The sequence below is a fragment of the Streptomyces griseoaurantiacus genome (assembly GCF_036189845.1).
In the GTDB taxonomy this organism is placed as follows: domain Bacteria; phylum Actinomycetota; class Actinomycetes; order Streptomycetales; family Streptomycetaceae; genus Streptomyces; species Streptomyces griseoaurantiacus.
Map to the genome: position 1 here is coordinate 5,358,249 of NZ_CP108326.1, position 20,679 is coordinate 5,378,927.

At 73.8% G+C, this 20,679-nt stretch carries 18 protein-coding genes; 14 read left to right on the plus strand and 4 right to left on the minus strand.

The window, feature by feature from the left end:
* Window positions 1-72 precede the first annotated feature (72 nt).
* From OHB09_RS23935 to OHB09_RS23945, 3 genes are all read left to right on the plus strand, one after another.
* Entirely contained in the window at window positions 73-906 is an 834-nt protein-coding gene (locus OHB09_RS23935) for a lysophospholipid acyltransferase family protein (RefSeq protein ID WP_328728378.1), read from the plus strand.
* The gene (locus OHB09_RS23940; protein WP_006139602.1) at window positions 903-1,913 is read left to right on the plus strand and encodes an NAD(P)H-dependent glycerol-3-phosphate dehydrogenase; all 1,011 of its coding nucleotides are present in this window, start codon (window positions 903-905) and stop codon (window positions 1,911-1,913) included. Before OHB09_RS23935 ends, OHB09_RS23940 begins: the two co-directional genes overlap by 4 nt.
* Window positions 1,914-2,063: 150 nt before the next feature.
* Window positions 2,064-3,221: a D-alanine--D-alanine ligase family protein gene (locus tag OHB09_RS23945; protein ID WP_006139601.1), complete on the plus strand. Its 1,158-nt coding sequence runs from the start codon at window positions 2,064-2,066 to the stop codon at window positions 3,219-3,221.
* 25 nt (window positions 3,222-3,246) lie between these two features.
* On the opposite strand, the gene OHB09_RS23950 is transcribed toward OHB09_RS23945, so the two are convergent.
* On the minus strand, window positions 3,247-3,774 hold the full coding sequence (locus OHB09_RS23950; protein ID WP_093598583.1) for a DUF3515 domain-containing protein: 528 nt from the start codon (window positions 3,772-3,774) through the stop codon (window positions 3,247-3,249).
* 20 nt (window positions 3,775-3,794) lie between these two features.
* Window positions 3,795-4,028: an Lrp/AsnC family transcriptional regulator gene (locus OHB09_RS23955; RefSeq protein ID WP_006139599.1), complete on the minus strand. Its 234-nt coding sequence runs from the start codon at window positions 4,026-4,028 to the stop codon at window positions 3,795-3,797.
* A gap of 209 nt (window positions 4,029-4,237) precedes the next feature.
* Here OHB09_RS23955 and OHB09_RS23960 point away from each other — a divergent pair, with 209 nt between their 5' ends.
* Window positions 4,238-5,203 carry a thiamine-phosphate kinase gene (locus tag OHB09_RS23960; protein WP_006139598.1) on the plus strand — a complete coding sequence of 322 codons (966 nt, stop codon included), beginning with the start codon at window positions 4,238-4,240 and terminating at the stop codon, window positions 5,201-5,203.
* The gene (thiD, locus tag OHB09_RS23965; RefSeq protein WP_328922511.1) at window positions 5,200-6,003 is read left to right on the plus strand and encodes a bifunctional hydroxymethylpyrimidine kinase/phosphomethylpyrimidine kinase; all 804 of its coding nucleotides are present in this window, start codon (window positions 5,200-5,202) and stop codon (window positions 6,001-6,003) included. The genes OHB09_RS23960 and thiD overlap by 4 nt, the downstream gene beginning before the upstream one ends.
* A 127-nt stretch (window positions 6,004-6,130) precedes the next feature.
* Here thiD and rpmB read toward each other — a convergent pair whose 3' ends face one another.
* Window positions 6,131-6,316 carry a 50S ribosomal protein L28 gene (gene rpmB, locus OHB09_RS23970; protein WP_004924906.1) on the minus strand — a complete coding sequence of 62 codons (186 nt, stop codon included), beginning with the start codon at window positions 6,314-6,316 and terminating at the stop codon, window positions 6,131-6,133.
* A 245-nt stretch (window positions 6,317-6,561) separates the two neighbouring features.
* Here rpmB and OHB09_RS23975 point away from each other — a divergent pair, with 245 nt between their 5' ends.
* A complete protein-coding gene (locus OHB09_RS23975) occupies window positions 6,562-8,175 on the plus strand; it encodes a DAK2 domain-containing protein (protein ID WP_167793853.1) in 1,614 nt (537 codons plus the stop codon).
* Window positions 8,176-8,197: 22 nt separating this feature from the next.
* Here the strand turns inward: OHB09_RS23975 and OHB09_RS23980 are convergent, their stop codons facing one another.
* Window positions 8,198-11,149 (minus strand): helicase-related protein, encoded by a 2,952-nt coding sequence (locus tag OHB09_RS23980; RefSeq protein WP_328922512.1) that lies wholly within the window; start codon window positions 11,147-11,149, stop codon window positions 8,198-8,200.
* 204 nt (window positions 11,150-11,353) lie between these two features.
* Between OHB09_RS23980 and OHB09_RS23985 the strand changes: the two genes are divergently transcribed.
* The 8 genes from OHB09_RS23985 (at window position 11,354) to rnc (ending at window position 20,637) form a co-directional block, all read left to right on the plus strand.
* On the plus strand, window positions 11,354-13,219 hold the full coding sequence (locus tag OHB09_RS23985; protein ID WP_328728376.1) for an HSP90 family protein: 1,866 nt from the start codon (window positions 11,354-11,356) through the stop codon (window positions 13,217-13,219).
* Window positions 13,216-16,230: a tetratricopeptide repeat protein gene (locus OHB09_RS23990; protein WP_191890449.1), complete on the plus strand. Its 3,015-nt coding sequence runs from the start codon at window positions 13,216-13,218 to the stop codon at window positions 16,228-16,230. Before OHB09_RS23985 ends, OHB09_RS23990 begins: the two co-directional genes overlap by 4 nt.
* A gap of 187 nt (window positions 16,231-16,417) precedes the next feature.
* A complete protein-coding gene (gene rsmD, locus OHB09_RS23995; protein WP_191890450.1) occupies window positions 16,418-17,005 on the plus strand; it encodes a 16S rRNA (guanine(966)-N(2))-methyltransferase RsmD in 588 nt (195 codons plus the stop codon).
* Window positions 17,002-17,511: a pantetheine-phosphate adenylyltransferase gene (coaD, locus tag OHB09_RS24000; RefSeq protein WP_078630843.1), complete on the plus strand. Its 510-nt coding sequence runs from the start codon at window positions 17,002-17,004 to the stop codon at window positions 17,509-17,511. Before rsmD ends, coaD begins: the two co-directional genes overlap by 4 nt.
* A 110-nt stretch (window positions 17,512-17,621) precedes the next feature.
* The gene (locus OHB09_RS24005; protein WP_191853316.1) at window positions 17,622-18,779 is read left to right on the plus strand and encodes an ATP synthase F0 subunit B; all 1,158 of its coding nucleotides are present in this window, start codon (window positions 17,622-17,624) and stop codon (window positions 18,777-18,779) included.
* A gap of 208 nt (window positions 18,780-18,987) precedes the next feature.
* On the plus strand, window positions 18,988-19,632 hold the full coding sequence (locus tag OHB09_RS24010) for a YceD family protein (RefSeq protein ID WP_006139589.1): 645 nt from the start codon (window positions 18,988-18,990) through the stop codon (window positions 19,630-19,632).
* Window positions 19,633-19,634: 2 nt separating this feature from the next.
* Window positions 19,635-19,808 carry a 50S ribosomal protein L32 gene (gene rpmF, locus OHB09_RS24015; RefSeq protein WP_006139588.1) on the plus strand — a complete coding sequence of 58 codons (174 nt, stop codon included), beginning with the start codon at window positions 19,635-19,637 and terminating at the stop codon, window positions 19,806-19,808.
* Window positions 19,809-19,827: 19 nt separating this feature from the next.
* Window positions 19,828-20,637 carry a ribonuclease III gene (gene rnc, locus OHB09_RS24020; protein ID WP_040894669.1) on the plus strand — a complete coding sequence of 270 codons (810 nt, stop codon included), beginning with the start codon at window positions 19,828-19,830 and terminating at the stop codon, window positions 20,635-20,637.
* The last annotated feature ends 42 nt before the right edge of the window (window positions 20,638-20,679 follow it).

The window sequence follows — 20,679 nt, forward strand, 5'->3', positions numbered from 1 at the left end:
CCAGACTTGTGCGGCTCCCCGGGCCCGGGTCCCGAACCCGTGAGTCCTTCAGCCCTAGAGGAAGGTGTCCGTGTGCCCCGCCGGAGAATCGGCTTCTGGTACCGCTTCGCCGCGGTGCTCTGCAAACCTCCGCTGGTGGTTCTGCTGAAGCGGGATTGGCGCGGAATGGAGAACATGCCGGCCGACGGCGGATTCATCACCGCGGTGAACCACAATTCGCATGTGGACCCCTTCGCGTACGCGCACTACCAGTACAACACCGGGCGTGTTCCGCGTTTTCTCGCGAAGAGCGGACTTTTCCGGAAGGGATTCGTCGGCGCCGCCATGCGCGGCACCGGACAGATCCCCGTCTACCGCGAGACGACGGACGCGCTCAGCGCCTTCCGGGCCGCGATCCACGCCGTCGAGAGCGGCGAGTGCGTCGCGTTCTACCCCGAGGGAACCCTGACCCGCGACCCGGACCAGTGGCCCATGACCGGCAAGACGGGCGCCGCGCGCGTCGCGCTGCAGACCCGGTGCCCGGTGATCCCGGTCGCCCAGTGGGGCGCCAACGAACTGCTGCCGCCCTACGCGAAGAAGCCCGTCCTCTTCCCGCGCAAGACGAGCCGTGTCCTCGCCGGCCCGCCGGTGGACCTCAGCGCCTTCTACGGCCGCGAGATGACTCCCGAGCTGCTCAAGGAGGCGACGGAGGTCATCATGGCCGCCATCACCCGCCTGCTCGAGGAGATCCGCGGCGAGAAGGCGCCCGAGAAGCGCTACGACCCGCGCGAGGTCCGTCTCGAGCAGCGCCGCCGCACCGCCACGGCCACCGCGAGGAGGCAGACCGCGCGTCAGGAGCCCGGGCAGCCGGACGCATCGCGCCCGGAGCAGGCAGAGCAGGCACAGCAAGAGGGGCAGGGCACGTGAGCGAGCCGGTCAGGGCCGCCGTCTTCGGAACGGGATCGTGGGGCACGGCCTTCGGCATGGTGCTCGCCGACGCCGGCTGCGAGGTCACCCTGTGGGCGCGGCGCCCGGAGCTGGCCGAGGCGGTCAACTCCACCCGCACCAACCCCGACTACCTGCCGGGCATCGAACTCCCGGCCCGCCTGCGGGCGACCGCCGACCCCGCCGAGGCCGCCCGCGGGGCCGACTTCACGGTGCTGGCGGTGCCGTCCCAGACGCTGCGCGCCAACCTCGCGCGGTGGGTACCGCTGCTCGCCCCGGACACCGTGCTGGTCTCCCTGATGAAGGGCGTCGAACTCGGCTCCGCGATGCGGATGAGCGAGGTGATCGAGGACGTCGCCAAGGTGGGCCCCGAGCGCATCGCCGTGGTCACCGGCCCCAACCTGGCGCGGGAGATCGCCGCCCGGATGCCGGCCGCCGCCGTGGTCGCCTGCACCGACGAGGGTGTCGCCCGCCGGCTCCAGGCCGCTTGCCACACGCCGTACTTCCGCCCGTACACCAACACCGACGTGGTGGGCTGCGAACTCGGCGGCGCGATCAAGAACGTCATCGGGCTGGCGGTCGGCATCGCCGACGGCATGGGCCTCGGCGACAACGCCAAGGGCTCGCTCATCACCCGGGGGCTCGCCGAGACCACCCGGCTCGGCCTCGCGATGGGCGCCGACCCGCTGACCTTCTCCGGTCTCGCGGGCCTCGGCGACCTCGTCGCGACCTGCTCCTCGCCGCTCTCGCGCAACCACACCTTCGGCACCAACCTCGGCAAGGGCATGACCCTGGAGGAGACCATCGCGGTCACCCGGCAGACCGCCGAGGGTGTCAAGTCCTGCGAGTCCGTGCTCGATCTGGGCCGCCGGCACGGCGTCGAGATGCCGCTGACCGAGACGGTCGTCGGCATCGTCCACGAGGGCAAGTCGCCGGTGACCGCCGTCAAGGAGCTGATGGGGCGCAGCGCCAAGGCCGAACGCCACTGATCCCGGCCGCCGCCGCCCGGCCCGCGGAGGACGTCGGCACCACGCTCAGCGACCGGTCGCACGACGCTGAGCGACCGTCCGTGCGACGCGCCGCGACGGCCGGTGGCGGGCGCTGACGCCGGGCAGGCGGGCGGGTACTCTCATCGCGATATGAGCACCGAGAACCTCCCCCAGACTCCCGGGCAGCCGTCCCGCAAGCCGCGCGTGGCCGTCGTGTTCGGCGGCCGCAGCTCCGAACACGGGATCTCCGTGGTCACCGCCGGCGCCGTACTGAACGCCATCGACCGGACCAGGTACGACGTCCTGCCGATCGGCATCACGCGGGAGGGCCGCTGGGCGCTCACGGCCGACGAGCCGGCCCGCATGGCGATCGTCGACCGCAGGCCGCCGGACGTCGAGGAACTCGCCGAGGCCGCCGAGGGCGGCGTGGTGCTCCCCGTCGACCCCGCCAACCGCGAGGTCGTCTACAGCGAACCCGGTTCCGTGCCCAAGGCGCTCGGCGAGGTCGACGTCGTCTTCCCGGTGCTGCACGGCCCCTACGGCGAGGACGGCACCCTCCAGGGGCTGCTGGAGCTGTCCGGTGTGCCCTACGTCGGCTCGGGCGTGCTCGCCTCGGCCGTCGGCCAGGACAAGGACTACATGAAGCGGGTGTTCACCTCGTTCGGGCTGAAGGTCGGCCCCTACGTGGTGATCCGGCCGCGCGAGTGGGAGCGCGACCGCTCCGCCGCCCGCAAGAGGATCGTCGACTTCGCCGGCGAGCACGGCTGGCCGCTGTTCGTGAAGCCCGCCCGCGCGGGCTCCTCCATCGGCATCACCAAGGTCGACGGGCTCGCCGGCCTGGACGAGGCGATCGAGGAGGCGCGGCGGCACGACCCGAAGATCCTCGTCGAGGCCGAACTGCGGGGCCGCGAGATCGAGTGCGGGGTGCTGGAGTTCGAGGAGGGGCCCCGGGCCTCGGTGCCGGCCGAGATCCCCCCGCCCGACACCCACGCGTACTACGACTTCGAGGCCAAGTACATCGACTCCACCCCCGGCCTCGTCCCCGCCCCGCTGACCGCCGAGGAGACCGCCGAGGTGCGGCGCCTGGCCGTCGAGGCCTTCGAGGCGGCCTCCTGCGAGGGGCTGGTGCGGGCGGACTTCTTCCTCACCGAGGAGGGCGAGTTCGTCATCAACGAGATCAACACGATGCCGGGCTTCACGCCGATCTCGATGTTCCCGCAGATGTGGCAGGCGACCGGCGTCTCCTACGGTGAACTGGTGGACCGGCTCATCGAGTCCGCGCTGAGGCGGTCGACCGGACTGCGGTGACCGCGGGGCGCCGGACCGGACGGGCTCAGGTCATGGAGGCGATTCCCTCGGGAACCGCCTTCTTGACCGCGGAGGCCAGCCCGGTGAGGACACCGGCGCCCTCCTCCTGTCCGGACATCCCCTCGGGCAGGCTCACCTGCACATAGGCCACGCGGTTGGCCGTGGTGAATCGCCAGGTGCCGTCGCCCTGCTTCTCCATGAGCCAGTCGACGCCGTTCACGGTGCCGGGAAGGGCGTTCGGATCGCCGCCCTCGCCGACCTCGGGGTCGACCATCTTCGGCGGCCGTACGACTCCGCAGCGCAGTATGATCGCTGGGCTTCCCCAGCCCGCCGTGTAGGCGGACCGGGGCCCGGGGTCGTTGCGGCTCCGCCCGTCCAGCTTCCCGGGCAGCACCCGGTGCAGCGCCCGGCACACCTTCGCCGTCTTCGCGTCGGGGGAGGGAACCGCGAGGGCGGTGTCGCCGTCTGCCGAGGAACAGCCCGTCGCCGCCAGCAGCAGCGCGGCGGCGGGAGCGACGGGCAGGCCGAGGAGCCGGTGACGGAAGAAGTTCACCGGCCAAGGGTAGACGGGGGCTACAGGTGCACCACCGGGCAGGTCAGCGTGCGGGTGATGCCGTCCACTTGCTGGACTCTGGCGACCACCATGCGACCGAGTTCGTCCACCGTGTCGGCCTGCGCGCGCACGATGACGTCATAGGGGCCCGTCACGTCCTCGGCCTGGATGATCCCAGGGAGCTTGCCGATCGTCTCGGCGACGGTCGACGCCTTGCCGACCTCGGTCTGGATCAGGATGTACGCCTGTACCACGGAACCTCCAGGGCGGCCACGAGGATCATGGGGGGAGAAGGGACGCCACGGTATCGCGTCGCCCTCGGCCGCGGGGAGACCCGCGCACGCCGTGGTGCGGCGCGGGAGGGGACCGCGGCGGGCACGGGGCGGGGAGCGACGGTCGTGAGCGAGGACCGGCAAAGTGCCGGGCACGTGGCGCGGACAGGTACAGAAGGGGCGATACGACGATGAAGGGCACCGTTGGCGAGTTGGGGGAGTTCGGGCTCATCAGGGAGCTCACCTCCCGGCTCACCACCACCCCGGCGGTCCGGATCGGCCCCGGCGACGACGCCGCGGTGGTCTCCGCGCCCGACCGCAGGGTGGTGGCGAGCACCGATCTGCTGCTCGAGGGGCGGCACTTCCGCCGTGACTGGTCCACGGCCTACGACGTCGGCCGCAAGGCCGCCGCGCAGAACCTCGCGGACATCGCCGCGATGGGGGCGGTGCCGACCGCGCTGCTGCTCGGCCTCGTCGTCCCGGCCGAACTGCCGGTCACCTGGCCGACGGAGCTCATGGACGGACTGCGCGACGAGTGCCAGGTCGCCGGGGCGGCCGTGGTGGGCGGCGACGTGGTGCGGGGCGACACCATCACCGTGGCCATCACGGCGCTCGGGGACCTGCGCAACCACGAGCCGGTGACCCGGGGCGGGGCACAGCCCGGCGACGTGGTCGCCGTCACCGGATGGCTCGGCTGGTCGGCGGCCGGGCACGCGGTGCTCTCCCGCGGCTTCCGCTCACCGCGGGCTTTCGTCGAGGCGCACCGGCGGCCCGAACCGCCCTACCACGCGGGCCCGGCCGCGGCCGGACTCGGCGCCACCGCGATGTGCGACGTGAGCGACGGACTCATCGCCGACCTCGGGCACATCGCCGAGGCCAGCAAGGTGCGGATCGACGTACGGTCCGGGGCGCTGGACGTCCCCTCCCAGATGAACGACATCGGACAGGCGGTGGGCGTCGACCCGCTGCAGTGGGTGCTGACCGGCGGCGAGGACCACGCGATCGTCGCCACCTTCCCGCCCGACGTGAAGCTCCCGGCACGGTGGAAGGTGATCGGCGAGGTGCTCAACCCCTCGGCCCTGCCCCAGGTCACGGTCGACGGGGCGCCGTGGACCAGCAAGGGCGGCTGGGACCACTTCGGGGACATCGAGTCGTGAGCGCCGCTCCGCCCCGGGTGCTGACCGTGGCCGGCTCCGACTCCGGCGGGGGCGCGGGCATCCAGGCCGACCTGAAGACGATGCTCGCGCTGGGCGTGCACGGGATGAGCGTGCTCACCGCGGTGACCGCGCAGAACTCCGTGGGCGTGCAGGGCGCCTGGCCGCTCCCGGTGGAGGCGGTGCGGGCGCAGTACCGCAGTGTCGTCGACGACATCGGGGTGCAGGCGGTCAAGACGGGCATGCTCGCCTCGGCCGAACTGGTGCGCACGGTGGCGGACCTGCTGGCCGGGACCGGGGCGCCGATCGTCGTCGACCCGGTGGGCGTCTCCAAGCACGGGGACGCGCTGCTCGCCGAGTCCGCGCTGGACTCACTGCGCACCCGGCTGCTGCCGGTCGCGACGGTGGCCACCCCGAACCTCGACGAGGTGGCGCAGCTCACGGGTCTGCGCGTCGAGTCGGAGGAGCAACTGCGGCCGGCCGCGGAGGCGGTCCTGGAGTTCGGGCCGCGCTGGGTGCTGATCAAGGGCGGGCACCTGGCCGGGGACGCGGTGGACCTGCTGACCGACGGCGCCGAGGAGCACTGGCTGCGCGCCCCGCGCCACGACAACCGGCACACCCACGGCACCGGCTGCACCCTGGCCTCCGCCCTCGCGGCGCGCCTGGCCCTGGGCGACGCGGTCCCGGAGGCGGCACGGGCGGCGAAGACCTATGTGACGGGCGCCATCGAGGCGGGATTCCCGCTGGGTGCGGGCATCGGCCCGGTGGACCACGCCTGGCGGCTACGGAACGCGACCGACTGACGGGCGGGGGACACCGCGCGGGCGGCCGCCGCGCACGCGTGCACGCGTCCGGGAACGACAAAGGCCGGCCCACCCGGAGGTGGACCGGCTTTCGCGGCGGATCCGGCGTGGCCGCGCGCTCGAAACGTCAGCGCGAGACCTTGCCGGCCTTGATGCACGAGGTGCAAGCGTTCACGCGCTTCGGCGTCCCACCGACCACGGTACGCACGCGCTGGATGTTGGGGTTCCAACGGCGCGGCGTACGGCGGTGCGAGTGGGAGATGTTGTTGCCGAAGCCCGGGCCCTTGCCGCAGACGTCGCAGTTGGCAGCCACGGGTCACTCCAAAGACTTCAGATGCACGTACATTAGGAATCCCGGCACGCCGGGAATCTGTGAGGATCCGGGTGGCTCTGCCAGGGGAAGGCCCGATTGGATCGGGCAACCGGAGCAGCATACAACGGCTGCGTCGGTACAACGAAACTACCATGACCCCCACCGGTTCCTCACCGGCCTCCGAGCGGCCCCCGCCGCGGTCTACCCTGCCTGGCAGGGAAGCGACAGGGCCCAGGGAGGCGCAGGTGCCGCAGGTGCCGCAGACGTTCGATGCTCTCGCGGTGCGCACGTGGTGCGGTCTCGCGCTCGAGGCGCTCGGGAGGGCGCGCGAGGAGATCGACGCGATCAACGTCTACCCGGTGGCGGACGGGGACACCGGGACCAACCTCTACCTGACCATGGAGTCGGCGGCGACGGCCGTCGAGGCGGTGTTCGCCGGATACGACGAGGCCGGCCGGCGGCCGGGGCTCGCCGAGGCGGCGGGGGCCATGGCCCACGGCGCGCTGCTCGGCGCGCGCGGCAACTCCGGGACGATCCTCGCCCAGCTCCTGCGCGGCCTGGCCCAGCGGCTGGACGGCGCCCGGGTCGACGGGCCGGAGCTGCGGCAGGCGCTGCGGCGGGCCGCCGACCTGGCGCGGGAGGCCGTCGCGCACCCGGTGGAGGGCACGGTGCTGACGGTGGCCGCCGCGGCCGCCGACGCGGTGGAGGCCCTGGAGGGCGACTGCGCGGCCGTCGCCCTGGCCGCCTACGAGAGCGCGCGCACCGCCCTCGCCTCGACGCCGGGGCAGCTCCCGGTGCTGCGGCGGGCGGGAGTCGTGGACGCCGGCGGACGCGGACTGGTCGCGGTGCTCGGCGCACTCGCCCAGACGCTGACGGGGCAGTCGCCGGCCGGGGAGGAACCGCACGCCCCCTTCGAGGGCGGATTCGAGGAGGCATCGGAGGCCGGATGCGCGGAGCCGGGGCCCGCCTTCGAGGTGATCTATCTGCTGGAGGCGGAGGACGCGGCCGTCGCCCGGCTGCGGGAGCGCCTCGACGCGCTCGGCGACTCCCTGGTCGTGGTCGGCGGGGACGGCCTGTGGAACGTCCATGTGCACGTCGACGACGCCGGGGCCGCCGTCGAGGCCGGGGTCGAGGCAGGACGGCCGTACCGCATCCGCATCACGCACTTCGGGACCGCCCGACCGGTCGGGGAGCGCGCCCAGCGGGCCGTGGTCGCCGTGGTGCCGGGGGAGGGGCTGGCCGCGCTGTGCCAGGGGGCGGGGGCGACGACGGTCCTGGCGAGGGCCGGGGAGCCGCCCGCCAGCGGGGAACTCGTGGACGCGGTGCGGCGGGCGCACGCCCGGGAGGTGGTGCTGCTGCCGAACGACGCGGACCTGCGGCACACGGCCGCCGCGGCGGCCGAGCAGGCGCGCGCGGAGGGCGTACGGGTCGCGCTGATCCCGACGCGGGCCGCGGTGCAGGGCATCGCCGCGCTCGCCGTGCACCAGCCGGAGCGGCGGTTCGACGAGGACGTGGTCGCGATGACCTCGGCGGCCGGCGCCACCCGCTACGCCGAGGTGGCCGTGGCCGAACGGCAGTCCTGGACGACGGCCGGGATCTGCCAGGCCGGCGACGTCCTCGGGCTCATCGAGGGCGACGTGGCGGTGATCGGGGCGGACGTCGCCGGGACCGCCGAGGGCGTGCTCGCGCGGATGCTCTCGGCGGGCGGCGAGCTGGTCACCCTGGTGGTGGGCGCCGGGGTGCCCGAGGGCCTCGTTCACCGCCTGGAGAGTTACGTACGGGAGTCGTACCTCGCGGTGGACACCGTCGTGCACGACGGCGGCGGGCAGGGCCCTCTGCTGCTGATCGGCGTCGAGTAGCCCGCGCCCGGCGGGAGGAGGCTCAGCCCTTGTCCAGGTAGCGCTCCCGGTCCTCGTCGAGGAGCGCGTCCAGCGCCGTGCGCAGGGCCGGGACGCTCTCCAGCGTCGGATCCGCCGCCACCAGCTCCGTCGCCTCCTGCCGCGCCTCGGCGATGATCTCCTCGTCCTCGATGACGGCGAGCACCCGCAGGCTGGAGCGGGCCCCGGACTGCGCCTGGCCCAGCACATCGCCCTCACGGCGCTGTTCGAGGTCGATGCGGGAGAGTTCGAAGCCGTCCAGGGTGGCGGCGACCGCGCCGAGCCGCTGCCGGGCCGCGCTCGCCTCCGGCATCTCGGTGACCAGCAGGCACAGTCCGGGTGCCGCACCGCGGCCCACCCGGCCGCGCAACTGGTGGAGCTGGGAGACGCCGAACCGGTCGGCGTCCATGATCACCATCGCGGTGGCGTTGGGGACGTTGACCCCGACCTCGATGACGGTGGTGGCGACCAGCACGTCCGTCTCGCCCGCGGCGAAGCGCCGCATCACGGCGTCCTTGTCCTCGGGAGGCATACGGCCGTGCAGCACCTCGACCCGCAGACCCCGCAGCGGCCCCGCGACGAGCTGCTCCGCGACGTCCAGCACCGCGAGCGGGGGACGCCGCTCGCCCTCGGCGGCCGCCTTCTTCCTGACCTCGTCCGCCTCGTCGCCGATGCGCGGGCACACCACGTACGCCTGGTGGCCGTTCTCCACCTCCTCCCGCACCCGTTCCCAGGCGCGGGCCAGGAAGTGGGGCTTGTCGGCGGCCGGGACGACATGGCTGGCGATCGGCGAGCGGCCCGCCGGGAGCTGGTCCAGGACGGACGTCTCCAGATCGCCGAAGACCGTCATGGCGACCGTGCGGGGGATCGGCGTGGCGGTCATCACCAGCAGGTGCGGCGGCTGTTCGCCCTTGCCGCGCAGGGCGTCCCGCTGCTCCACCCCGAACCGGTGCTGCTCGTCGACGACGACCAGGCCCAGGTCGTGGAAGCGCACCGCGTCCTCGATGAGGGCGTGCGTGCCGATGACGATGCCGGCCTCGCCCGTGACCAGGTCGAGCAGGGCCTGCCGGCGGGCCGCCGTCCCCATCGAACCGGTGAGCAGGACCACCTTGGTGGCGTGCTCGGCGCCGCCCAGCATGCCGCCCTGGGCGAGGTCGCCCATCATCTCGGTGACCGACCGGTGGTGCTGCTGGGCGAGCACCTCGGTGGGCGCCAGCATGGCGGCCTGCCCGCCACAGTCCACGACGGCGAGCATCGCGCGCAGCGCGACCATCGTGTTGTGGGTGACCGTGAAGTGGTCGGTCACATAGGCGTGCTCGGGGTGGGCGACGCTGAGGCACTGCACGGGCCCCCGGCCCACGTACTCCACGGCCAGGATCGCGCGGTGGAAGGTGCCGGGCCCGGCGGCGGGGTCGAGCTCGGGCGGCAGGGCGAGCGACACCCCCTCGGGGGTCACCCTGGCCAGACCGCCCAGGGAACGCGTCAGCCAGGCCACGTCCTCCGTGAGCCGGTGGGAGGGAAGGCGTAGCTCCCCGCGCGGGGCGGCGCCGCCGGACGTGTCCAGCAGGCCCCTCAGCAGCGCCAGGCGGTTCTCGACCGTGGTGTGCTTGTAGGCGTCCGCCAGGTGCGGTGGGGCGTCGGGGCCGGTCAGGGCGGCCCCCAGGGCGTAGGGGTCCTCGGGCAGGGGGACGTCCGGGCCGAGGTCGGCCGGGGTCACCGGGGGGATGTGCCATTTCGGGGCGCCCTCCCCGGTGCGGACGTCCAGGCGGATGTCCCGGGCGGTCCTGACCCGCAGCGGCGCCAAGGGACCGGTGGAGACGATCCACAGGTGCTCCTCGTCGCACTCGACCGAGGTGCCGTCGCTCAGCACCAGCCGCCACACGTCCCGTTCGCCCTGCGGGAAGACGCCGTCGACCGGGGCGACCTCGCCACCGGGCACCACGACCTCGTCACCGACCCGGATCCCGCCCATCGGGCGGAAACCCGTGGGCGTGAGCACGAGCGCGTCCAGCGGCTGCGCCTTGCCGGAGCCGACCTCGCCCTGGAGCAGCCGGTGCATGGGGTGCGCGGTGGCGAGGTCGTCGAAGATCTCCCGGGAGACCGTGCGCTGCCCCTCGGTGAGGGTGAAGGGGAGACGCGCGTCGAACGCCGTGAGGAGACCCTCCGCCTTCGGCTTCCGCGGGACCGCGCGCAGTTGGGCGTCGTCGTGCCGGCGGCGGGCCAGGGCGACCTGGAGGACGAAGGCCTCGTCCCACTTCAGCCGGGCCCGGGCGTCCTCCACGTCGGCCCGTGTACGCGGGCGGTGGATCTTCACCAGGGCCTCGGGCAGGGTGGCGAGGCCGCGGCCCGCGCGCAGGCTCTCCGGCAGCGGGTCCAGCGCCTCCTGGGCGCTGGGCAGGACCGTCTGGACCGCCTTGGCCAGCTTCCACGACTCCATCTTCGCCGTGGCCGGGTACAGCGGGATGAGCGCGCCCGCCCAGCTGTCCACCGCCTCCTCCGCACCCTCGCCCCGCAGCAACTCGTACGCCGGGTGCGCGAGTTGCAGACGGCGGTTGAAGACGGACACCTTGCCGGAGAACATCGCGCGGGTGCCCGGCAGCAGTTCCTTGTGCGGCTTGTGCACCCCGTTGCCGAAGAAGACGAGCTGCAGACGGCCGCTGCCGTCCGTGATCGTCACCTCCAGGCGCTGGCCCTTGCCCCGGGGCGCCCGGGAGGAGGCGAAGGTGTGCAGCCGGGCGTCGGCCACCTGCGCCACCACCGTGACGTGCTCGTCCATCGGCAGGTCGGCGAGGTGTGTGAGCTGGCCGCGCTCCTCGTACCTGCGCGGATAGTGGTGCAGGAGATCGCCGACGGTGTGCAGACCGAGGTGCTCGGCCATCACCTTCGCGGTGGCGGGGCCGAGCACTGACCTCAACGGCTGCTTCAGGGGTTCGTCCAGTGCGGGCACGAGATCCATTGCACACCACCGCACTGACAACGGCGCACCCGGCATGCGGGACCCTCCCGCAAAGCTTCCCGGAAACCGCTGGTCAGACGGGTCGTCCGAGGCATAGCATGACGCGCTCCGGCTGCCCGCCCCGCGGTCACCGCCTCACCGGGACCGCCCTACCCCGCGCCGTCGCCCGCATCCCCACACCTCGGCACCCTCGGCGCTGCGACGATGGATTCACAGATCTCACAGCCTTCCCAGCCCTCCCGGCCCGGGCCGGTGTCCCCGGCCGCCTCCGCGCCCCACACCTTCCAGGTCGACCTGCGCGGTCTCGTCGACCTGCTCTCCCACCACCTCTACTCCAGCCCCAAGGTGTACCTGCGCGAACTGCTGCAGAACGCCGTGGACGCGATCACCGCCCGGCGCGCCGAGCAGCCGGACGCCCCGGCGACCGTGCGGCTGCACACCGGGGACGGCGAACTGCGCGTGACGGACTCCGGCATCGGGCTCACCGAACCGGAGGTGCACCAACTCCTGGCCACCATCGGCCGCAGCTCCAAGCGCGAGGACGGACTGCAGGCCGCGCGCGCCGACTTCCTCGGCCAGTTCGGCATCGGACTGCTGGCCTGCTTCGTGGTCGCCGGCCGCATCCGCGTGGTCAGCCGCAGCGCCCGCACCCCCGACGCGGACCCCGTGGAGTGGATGGCCACCGACGACGGGTCCTACACCGTGCGCACCCTCCCCGCCGAGGCGCACCCCGAGCCGGGCACCACCGTGCACCTGGTGGCACGTGCCGGTGCCGCCGACTGGCTCACCGGGGAACGGGTGCTGTCCCTGGCCCGCGACTTCGGCACGCTGCTGCCCTACGACGTCCGCGTGGACGGCGAGGCGGTCACCGAACTGCCCGCCCCCTGGGACCGCCCCCACTCCTCGCCCGCCGCCCGCCGGGTCGCCCTGGCCCGGCACTGCCACGACCTGTTCGGCTTCACCCCGCTCGACTCCATCGTCCTCGACGTGCCGCTGGCCGGCGTCCGGGGCGTGGCCTACGTCCTGCCCACCGCCGTCAGCCCCGCCCAGCGGGCGAGCCACCGCGTGCACCTGAAGGGCATGCTGCTCACCGAGCGCGCCGAGCAACTCCTCCCCGACTGGGCGTTCTTCGTGCGCTGCGTGCTCGACACGGACAGCCTGCGCCCCACCGCCTCCCGCGAGTCCCTCTACGAGGACGACACCCTGGCCGGAGTGCGCGAGGCCCTCGGGGAACGCATCCGCTCCTGGCTGACCGGCCTCGCCGCCCAGGACCCCGAACGGCTCGCCGCCTTCCTCTCCGTGCACCACCTCGGCGTCAAGTCCCTCGCACGGCACGACACCGAGATGCTGCGCACGATGCTGCCGTGGCTGCCCTTCGAGACGACCGACGGCCGGCTCTCCCTGGAGGAGTTCGCCCAGCGCCACCCGGTCGTGCACTTCACCCGCACGGTCGAGGAGTACCGCCAGGTCGCGCCCATCGCCTCCGCCCAGGGCATCGGCGTCGTCAACGGCGGCTACACCTACGACAGCGACCTGGTCGAGGCGCTGCCCTCGGTGCGACCCGGCACAGCGGTCGCCGAACTCGACTCCGACACGGTCACCGCGCACCTGGACGCCGTCGACCCGGCCGAGGAACTCGCCCTGTCCGGCTTCCTCACCGCCGCGCGCGCCGCCCTGGACCCGCTGGACTGCGACGTCGCCCTGCGCGCCTTCCACCCCCTCTCCGTGCCCGCGCTGCACCTCGACGACCGCACCGCCCGCCACGAACAGGCCCGCGCCGAGGCCGAGGAACAGGCCGACGACCTGTGGGCCGGCATCCTCGGCTCCCTGCGCGGCAGCGCGCCCCGGGCCCGCCTCGTGCTCAACCACCTCAACCCGCTGGTCCGCCGCATCGCCACCCTCGGCGAGGCCGAGCTCATCGGCACCGCCGTCGAATCCCTGTACGGACAGGCGCTGCTGCGCGCCCAGCGCCCCCTGCGGCCCGCCGACTCCGCCCTGCTCAACCGCGCGTTCCTCGGCCTGCTGGAGTGGGCCACCCACACCGACACCCCGGAGGGCGGCGCCCGATGAACGACCCCACCTCCCAGGTCATGGACTTCGACACGCTCCGCCGGGCGATGGCGGACAACTACGAACAGCCCGAGGGACCCGCCCGCAACGCGCGCGCCGAGACACTGCTCGCCGAGGCGGAGAAGCTGGGCATCCCGCTCGCCCTGATCGAGGCGCTCGGACACCAGCTGAAGGTCTACAACTACAGCTCCGAGAAGGACAAGATGTTCGTCCCCTTCGCGCGCCTGCTGCGCATGTGGGACGAACACCCCGAGGACTTCGACGAGTACGAGACCCACACCCTGCACTGGGTCTTCAAGTGGATGACCGCCGGCATGCTCGGCCAGCCGCACATCCCGCTGGCCTCCGTCGAGAAGTGGCTCGGCGAGATGGAACACCGCTACCGGCTCGCCGGGCACTCCGAACGGGCCGTGCGCCACTGCGAGTTCAGCGTCGCCTCGCACATCGGTGACGAAGCCCGCGCCGAGCGCGCCTTCACCGCCTGGCTGGCCGCCGACCGGGACACGATGGCCGACTGCCACGCCTGCGAACTGCACGACCAGGGCTGGTGGCAGGCATGGCGGGAGAACGACGAGGAGGCCCTCTCCCTCTGGGCGCCCGTCCTGGACGGCACCCACGCCTGCGCCCACGAACCGCACGCCGTACTCGCCTCCTCCCTCCTGCCGCTGCTGCGCCTCGGCCGCGTCGACGAGGCCCGGGCCCACCACCTGCGCGGCCTGCGCCTGGTGCGCCCCATGGAGAGCATGCGCGGCTCCTACGCCGACCACGTCGAGTTCTGCGCCCTCACCGGCAACGAGGCCCGCGGCCTGGAACTCCTCGCCGAACGCCCCGCCTACTTCACCGACACCGGCGAGCCGCGCAGCCACATGGACTTCCTCGCCGTCGTCGCCCTGCTGACCGACCGCCTCGTCGCGCTCGGACACGGCGGCCGGACCGTGCCCGGACCGGCCGGGCGGGACTGGACGGCCGAGGACCTCGCCCGCCACGCCCGCGCCGAGGCGCTCGCCCTGGCCGAACGCTTCGACGCCCGCAACGGCACCCCCCACATCGGCCGCCACGTCCGCGCGCGGATGGACCGGCGGCCCCTGCTGGACCGCCTCCCGCTCGGCGTGCGCGCCCCGCGCCCCGCACACCCGGTGCCCGCACCCCGGCCCGCCGAGGCCCGCCCCGCGGACACCCCGCGGGCGGAGCCGGACCTCGCTGACCTGCTCGCCGAGGCCCGCCGGACGTCGGAGGCGATGCACCCGGACTCCCTGCGGGCCTGGGCGGCGGCCGCCCGGGCCGCCGAGGGCAGGGAACTGCCCGCCCGCGACCGCGCCGAGATAGCCGACCACGAGGCGATGGGCAGCGGCCCCGAGGGCGCCGGCCTGTTCGAACGCGCCGCCGACCTCTACGAGGAGGCCGGCGAGAAGGGCGAGGCCCTGGCCGCACGCGCGCGGGCCGCCTTCGTGCGCGCGCTGACCACCGGCGGCGAGGAACCCCCGGCCACCGTGGAGGAACTGCGCCGCACCGTCCTCGCCCTGCACGCCGAGGGCGGCACCGGGGCGTGGGAGGTGGCCTCCGTGCTCGTCTGCCGGGTCCGCGTCCTGACACACCTGGCCCTCGCGGACCACGCCCCGCACGAGCACGACCACACCGGCGGGGCCGGCGACCCGGAGCACCCGGACGGTCCCGCCGACGCGGAGGAGGCCCTGCGGGCCGCCCGCGAGGCCGCCGAGGAACTGCTGGAGTTCACCGGCCCGCACACCGCCCAGCCACGCCTCGCCTCCCGGGCCGCCGAGGCCCGGGCGACCCTCGGTGAACTCGCCGCCCACGCCGGGGACCTGGAGGCCGCCGGCGCACTGCTCACCCGGGCGGTCGAGGAGTACCTGGCGGCGGGACAGCCGTGGTTCGCGGTGGACCACGAGACGAGGCTGGCCGCGCTCGCCCGCGCCCTCGGCGACACCGAGGCCGCCGAACGGGCCGTCCGCGCCGCCCTCGAACACGGCGCCGGCCACCTGGACGCCCTGGGACAGGCCCAGTCGCGCCTCCGGCTCGCCGAGATCCTGGGCGAGAAGGGCGAGTTCCCCGAAGCCGCCGAACACGCACTGGAGGCGGCCCACTGGGCCGACGAGGCGGGCGAGGCACGCACCCTGGGCGCCTGGGCACGCCACCTGCTGGGCGGCTTCCTGCTCCGCCGGGGGCGCGCCGCCGAGGCCGCCGAGGTACTGGAGTCCGCACTGCCCGACCTCGACGCCGGGACGCACGGCGACGGGGCCGTCGTACAGACCCTGTGGTGGCTCGGCGACTGCCACACCGAACTCGGCGAGCACCGGCAGGCCGCCGAGCGGTGGCTGCGGGCCGCCGAGACCGCGCGGCACTGGCCCGAGCAGCGCGACCACGCGATGCTCGCGCACCTGGCCGCCGAGGCACTGGGCCGGGCCGGACTGCCCGAGGAGGCCGAGCGGGCCTACGTACGGGCCGCGGAACTGTGGCGGACCGAGGGCAACCCCCACGGCGTGGTCCGCGCGCTGCGCGCCCGCGCCTGGCTCGCGGCCGACGGGGAGGGCGCCGACGGGGGACCGGCGCGGGCGCGGGACCTGATGGACGAGGCGCTCCGGGAATGCCGCGAGGCCGCCGCGGCGGCGGACGACGAGGACGGGGCGCGCGAGCGGCTGATCGCCGAACGGGGCCACACCCACCGCCAGTTCGGGGACCTCCTCGCCCGCACCGGCGATCCCGACGACGCCGGCGACCCCGTGCTGGAGGAGGCGCTCGGACATCTGGACGAGGCCGTCGCCGTCTACGCCTCCCTCGGCGAGGACGCCGCCGACATGCGGACCGGCGCGGAACTCGCGGCCGCCTGGCTGGAGCTCGACCTCGGCCGCCGCGAGGCTGCCGGGGCGCGCGCCGGGCGGGTGCTCGCGGTGTACGGGGAGACCGCGCCGGAGGACGCCGCGCCCGGCCCCGCCTCCCACAGGCGCGCCGAGGCCCGGCGGATACGGGAGTTGGCGGAGCGGACCGAAGCCTGAGGCGCGCCCCCGCCCGGCCGGACGCGGGCCCGTGCGGCCTCGCCGCCCCGGCCGGGCGCCGACCCTTCACGGCCCCGCCGCGTCCGGCCGGGCGGGCCCCGAACCCCTCGGGGCGCGCCCCGGGACCCCGGGCTGAGACACTGGGCGCAGACCCTGCGGCCGTCCACCCCGAGGAAGCGCACCAGACATGACCCGCGTGATCGCCGGCCGGGCAAAGGGACGGCGGCTGTCCGTCCCCCCGGGCAACGGCACCCGGCCCACCTCCGACCGGGCCAGGGAAGGGCTGTTCTCCACCTGGCAGTCCCTCCTCGGCGGCCCCCTGGACGGCGAACGCGTCCTCGACCTGTACGCCGGCTCCGGCGCCGTCGGCCTGGAGGCGCTCTCGCGCGGCGCCGGGCACGTCCTCCTCGTCGAGGCCGACGCCCGTGCCGCCCGCACCGTCCGGGAGAACGCCCGCGCCCTCGGGCTGCCCGGTGCCGAGGTCCGGGCCGGCAAGGCCGAGCAGACCGTCCGCACCGCACCCCCGCCCGACCCCTACGACCTGGTCTTCCTCGATCCGCCGTACGCCGTCCGCGACGACGCTCTCAGGGAGATCCTCCTCACACTCCGCACCGGGGGCTGGCTCGCGTCCGAGGCCCTCGTCACCGTGGAGCGCGGCACCAGGGGCGGCGAGTTCCGGTGGCCGGACGGCTTCGACGCGCTCCGGTCCCGTCGCTACGGCGAGGGAACGTTTTGGTACGGTCGCGCCGCCTCTACGTGCGAAGACGCACGATGACCGGACCGGAGAGCGAGGGATCACAGTTGCGCCGCGCAGTCTGTCCCGGGTCGTTCGACCCGATCACCAACGGACACCTCGACATCATCGCCCGGGCCTCCCGGCTCTATGACGAGGTCTACGTCGCGGTGATGATCAACAAGTCCAAGAAGGGCCTCTTCGAGGTCGAGGAACGCATCGACCTCATCCGCGGGGAGACCGCCGACTTCGGCAACGTCCGGGTGGAGGCCTTCCACGGCCTCCTCGTCGACTTCTGCAAGCAGCGCGAGATCCCCGCCATCGTCAAAGGGCTGCGCGCCGTCAGCGACTTCGACTACGAGCTGCAGATGGCCCAGATGAACAACGGCCTCTCGGGCGTGGAGACCCTCTTCGTGCCCACCAACCCCACCTACAGCTTCCTGTCCTCCTCGCTGGTCAAGGAGGTCGCGGCCTGGGGCGGCGACGTCTCCCACCTGGTGCCGCCGGCCGTCCTGGCCGCCCTCGGCGAACGGCTGCGCAAGGCCTGACCGGCAGCCCGCCGAATGCGTGCGTCTCACCCGCTGTCCGGCGTCCGCCCGGGGGCCGTACAGTCGGACCGTCCGTCTCCAACACCCCTGTAGAGAGTGGCGAGCACACGGTGGACGTGCAGAAGAAGCTCGACGAGATCGTCGCCTCGGTCTCCGGCGCCCGGTCGATGCCCATGTCGGCCTCGTGCGTGGTCAACCGCGCGGAACTGCTCTCCCAGCTCGAGGAGGTGCGCGCGGCGCTGCCCGGCTCCCTCGCCCAGGCCGAGGAACTCATCGGCGACCGCGAGCACCTGGTGGAACGGGCCCGCCAGGAGGCCGACCGGATCATCGAGACCGCGCACGCCGAACGCGGCTCCCTGATCTCCGACACCGAGATCGCCCGCCGCGCCCAGGCCGAGGCCGACCGCATCCTCGACGAGGCCCGCAGGGAGGCCGCGGAGGTCCGCGCCGAGGCCGACGACTACGTCGACTCCCAGCTCGCCAACTTCGAGGTCGTCCTCACCAAGACCCTCGGCTCCGTCGGCCGCGGCCGCGAGAAGCTGCTCGGCACCGGCCCCGGCCTCGACGAGAACGGCTACGAGGACGAGGACTCCCCCGAGCGCAGCCACGACCCCGAGACCCTGCGCCGGGACGCCGACGCGTACGTGGACGTCAAGCTGGGCGCCTTCGAGGCCGTCCTCGCCAAGACCCTGGACGCGGTCGGCCGCGGCCGGCAGAAGCTGCAGGGCCGCATCGCCACCGACGAACTCGGCGCCCTCGCCCTGGGCGAGGACGGCGCCCCCGCGCAGCACACCAGCGACGCCGACTACCTCGCCGACCTCGCGGACCCCTCCGCCGCGCCCCCGCGGCAGCGCAGCGCGCCGCCCGCCCCGGCCGAGCAGCCGGCCGCCGCCGTCCACCAGCAGGACCCGTACGGCTACGGACAGGGCGCCGACGTCTACGCCGAATCCCGGGGCACGGACGTCTACGCCGACTCCCGGGGCACCGACGGCTACCCCGATTCCCAGGGCACCGACGGCTACGGCTACCCGCAGCAGGCGTACGCCCCGCAGGACCCGTACGGCTACGGCCAGGCCGATCCGTACGCGGCCGCCTACCCGCAGCAGGGATACGACGCGCAGGCCGCCTACGAGCAGCAGGCCCAGGCGCAGCCCTACGGGCAGGTGCCGGCCCAGGCGCCCGTCCTGGACGAGACCAGCCTCTTCGACACCAGCATGATCAGCGCCGAGCAGCTGCGCGCCTACGAGGAGGGCCGCGGCGGCCAGTAGACCGCGGGGCCGCGGCGTGAGCGCGGGCCGGGGCCGGGGCGCCCGGGTGCGCGGACGAGGACGCGGTTTGGGCCGTCGCGCGCGGTCCAGTATCCTGGCACTTCGGTCGCGCGTGCATCCGCGATCCACGCTGCCCGGAACACGTTTCCGGCGGGGGCTCCCCCGGCAGCACCACCCGAAGACCCGAGTTCGAAGACCGAAAGCAGGAATGGCCCTGAACGCCCGCCTCGACCACCGCAACCCCCTCGTGATCGACACGCACGAGCTGGGGAGGCGTCCTGGCGCGCTGCGAAGGCTGACCCGCACGGTCGACGCCCCCAAGGACTTCGGTGTCCGCGGGGTGATCGGAGTGCCCGAGGGCGCCCCCGTCGCACTCGACCTCCGCATGGAGTCGGTCATGGAGGGCGTACTCGTCACGGGTACCGCCGGTGCCACGGCCGAGGGGGAGTGCGTAAGGTGTCTGGAGCCGCTTCGGCAGGAGATCGAGGCGGAGTTCCAGGAACTGTTCTCGTACCCTGACGCCGACGACCGGGGCCGCGCCAGCGCGGAACCGGGCGACGACGCCGAGGACGACGAGGACAGGTATTTCGTCGAGGACGATCTGATCGGCCTCGAACCCGTGCTGCGCGATGCGGTGGTGCTCGCACTGCCGATGCAGCCGGTGTGCCAGGACGACTGCCCGGGCCTGTGCTCCGAATGCGGAGTGCGGCTCGCGGACGACCCGGACCACCACCACGACGCCGTCGACATCCGTTGGGCGGCACTGCAGGGAATCGCCGGTTCACTCGAATCCGGCGACAAGGACGACACGAGCGGCACCGATTCGGGCGCCGACGAGAAGCAGGAGAAGTAGCCGTGGCTGTTCCGAAGCGGAAGATGTCGCGCAGCAACACGCGCCACCGCCGGTCGCAGTGGAAGGCTGCGGTCCCCACCCTGGTCGCGTGCGAGCGCTGCCACGAGCCCAAGCTGCAGCACATCGCGTGCCCGGCCTGCGGCACGTACAACAAGCGTCAGGTCCTCGAGGTCTGATCGGCTGGTGACAGGTCTGATGTCTGACGCCAAAAGTGGTTCCCGCCGCGGCGGGACCGGCTCGGCGGAGAACGCGGCCTCGTCCCACACGCTTCTGGAAGGGCGGCTCGGCTACCGGCTCGAGACCGCCCTTCTGGTGCGCGCGCTGACCCACCGTTCCTACGCGTACGAGAACGGCGGTCTGCCGACGAACGAGCGGCTGGAGTTCCTCGGGGACTCCGTGCTCGGTCTCGTCGTCACCGACACGCTGTACCGCACCCACCCCGACCTGCCCGAGGGCCAGCTGGCCAAGCTGCGGGCCGCGGTGGTCAATTCTCGTGCGTTGGCGGAGGTCGGCCGCGGGCTGGAACTCGGCTCCTTCGTCCGGCTCGGCCGGGGCGAAGAGGGCACGGGCGGCCGGGACAAGGCGTCCATCCTCGCCGACACCCTCGAAGCGGTGATCGGCGCGGTCTACCTCGACCAGGGCCTCGACGCGGCCTCCGAACTGGTGCACCGCCTGTTCGACCCGCTGATCGAGAAGTCCTCCAACCTCGGTGCCGGCCTGGACTGGAAGACCAGCCTCCAGGAGCTCACCGCGACCGAAGGGCTCGGCGTCCCCGAGTACCTGGTCTCGGAGACCGGCCCCGACCACGAGAAGACCTTCACTGCTGCCGCCCGCGTCGGAGGCGTCTCGTACGGCACCGGCACCGGCCGCAGCAAGAAGGAGGCGGAGCAGCAGGCGGCAGAATCGGCCTGGCGCTCCATCCGTGCCGCCGCGGACGAACGCGCCGAGGCGGCCGAGGCCGCCGCGGACACCGCGACCACCGGCGAGGCGGCCGCCTCCGCCTGAGGCACCCCCTTCACGACACCCCGAGCGCTCGTCCCGTCCCCG

Excerpts from the sequence above, each read along its gene's own strand:
- OHB09_RS23945 (WP_006139601.1), top strand. The coding sequence starts at position 2,064 with ATGAGCACCGAGAACCTCCCCCAGACTCCCGGGCAGCCGTCCCGCAAG.
- OHB09_RS23960 (WP_006139598.1), top strand. The coding sequence starts at position 4,238 with ATGAAGGGCACCGTTGGCGAGTTGGGGGAGTTCGGGCTCATCAGGGAG.
- OHB09_RS23980 (WP_328922512.1), bottom strand. The coding sequence starts at position 11,149 with ATGGATCTCGTGCCCGCACTGGACGAACCCCTGAAGCAGCCGTTGAGG.
- OHB09_RS23985 (WP_328728376.1), top strand. The coding sequence starts at position 11,354 with ATGGATTCACAGATCTCACAGCCTTCCCAGCCCTCCCGGCCCGGGCCG.
- OHB09_RS23990 (WP_191890449.1), top strand. The coding sequence starts at position 13,216 with ATGAACGACCCCACCTCCCAGGTCATGGACTTCGACACGCTCCGCCGG.
- rsmD (WP_191890450.1), top strand. The coding sequence starts at position 16,418 with ATGACCCGCGTGATCGCCGGCCGGGCAAAGGGACGGCGGCTGTCCGTC.
- coaD (WP_078630843.1), top strand. The coding sequence starts at position 17,002 with ATGACCGGACCGGAGAGCGAGGGATCACAGTTGCGCCGCGCAGTCTGT.
- OHB09_RS24010 (WP_006139589.1), top strand. The coding sequence starts at position 18,988 with ATGGCCCTGAACGCCCGCCTCGACCACCGCAACCCCCTCGTGATCGAC.
- rnc (WP_040894669.1), top strand. The coding sequence starts at position 19,828 with ATGTCTGACGCCAAAAGTGGTTCCCGCCGCGGCGGGACCGGCTCGGCG.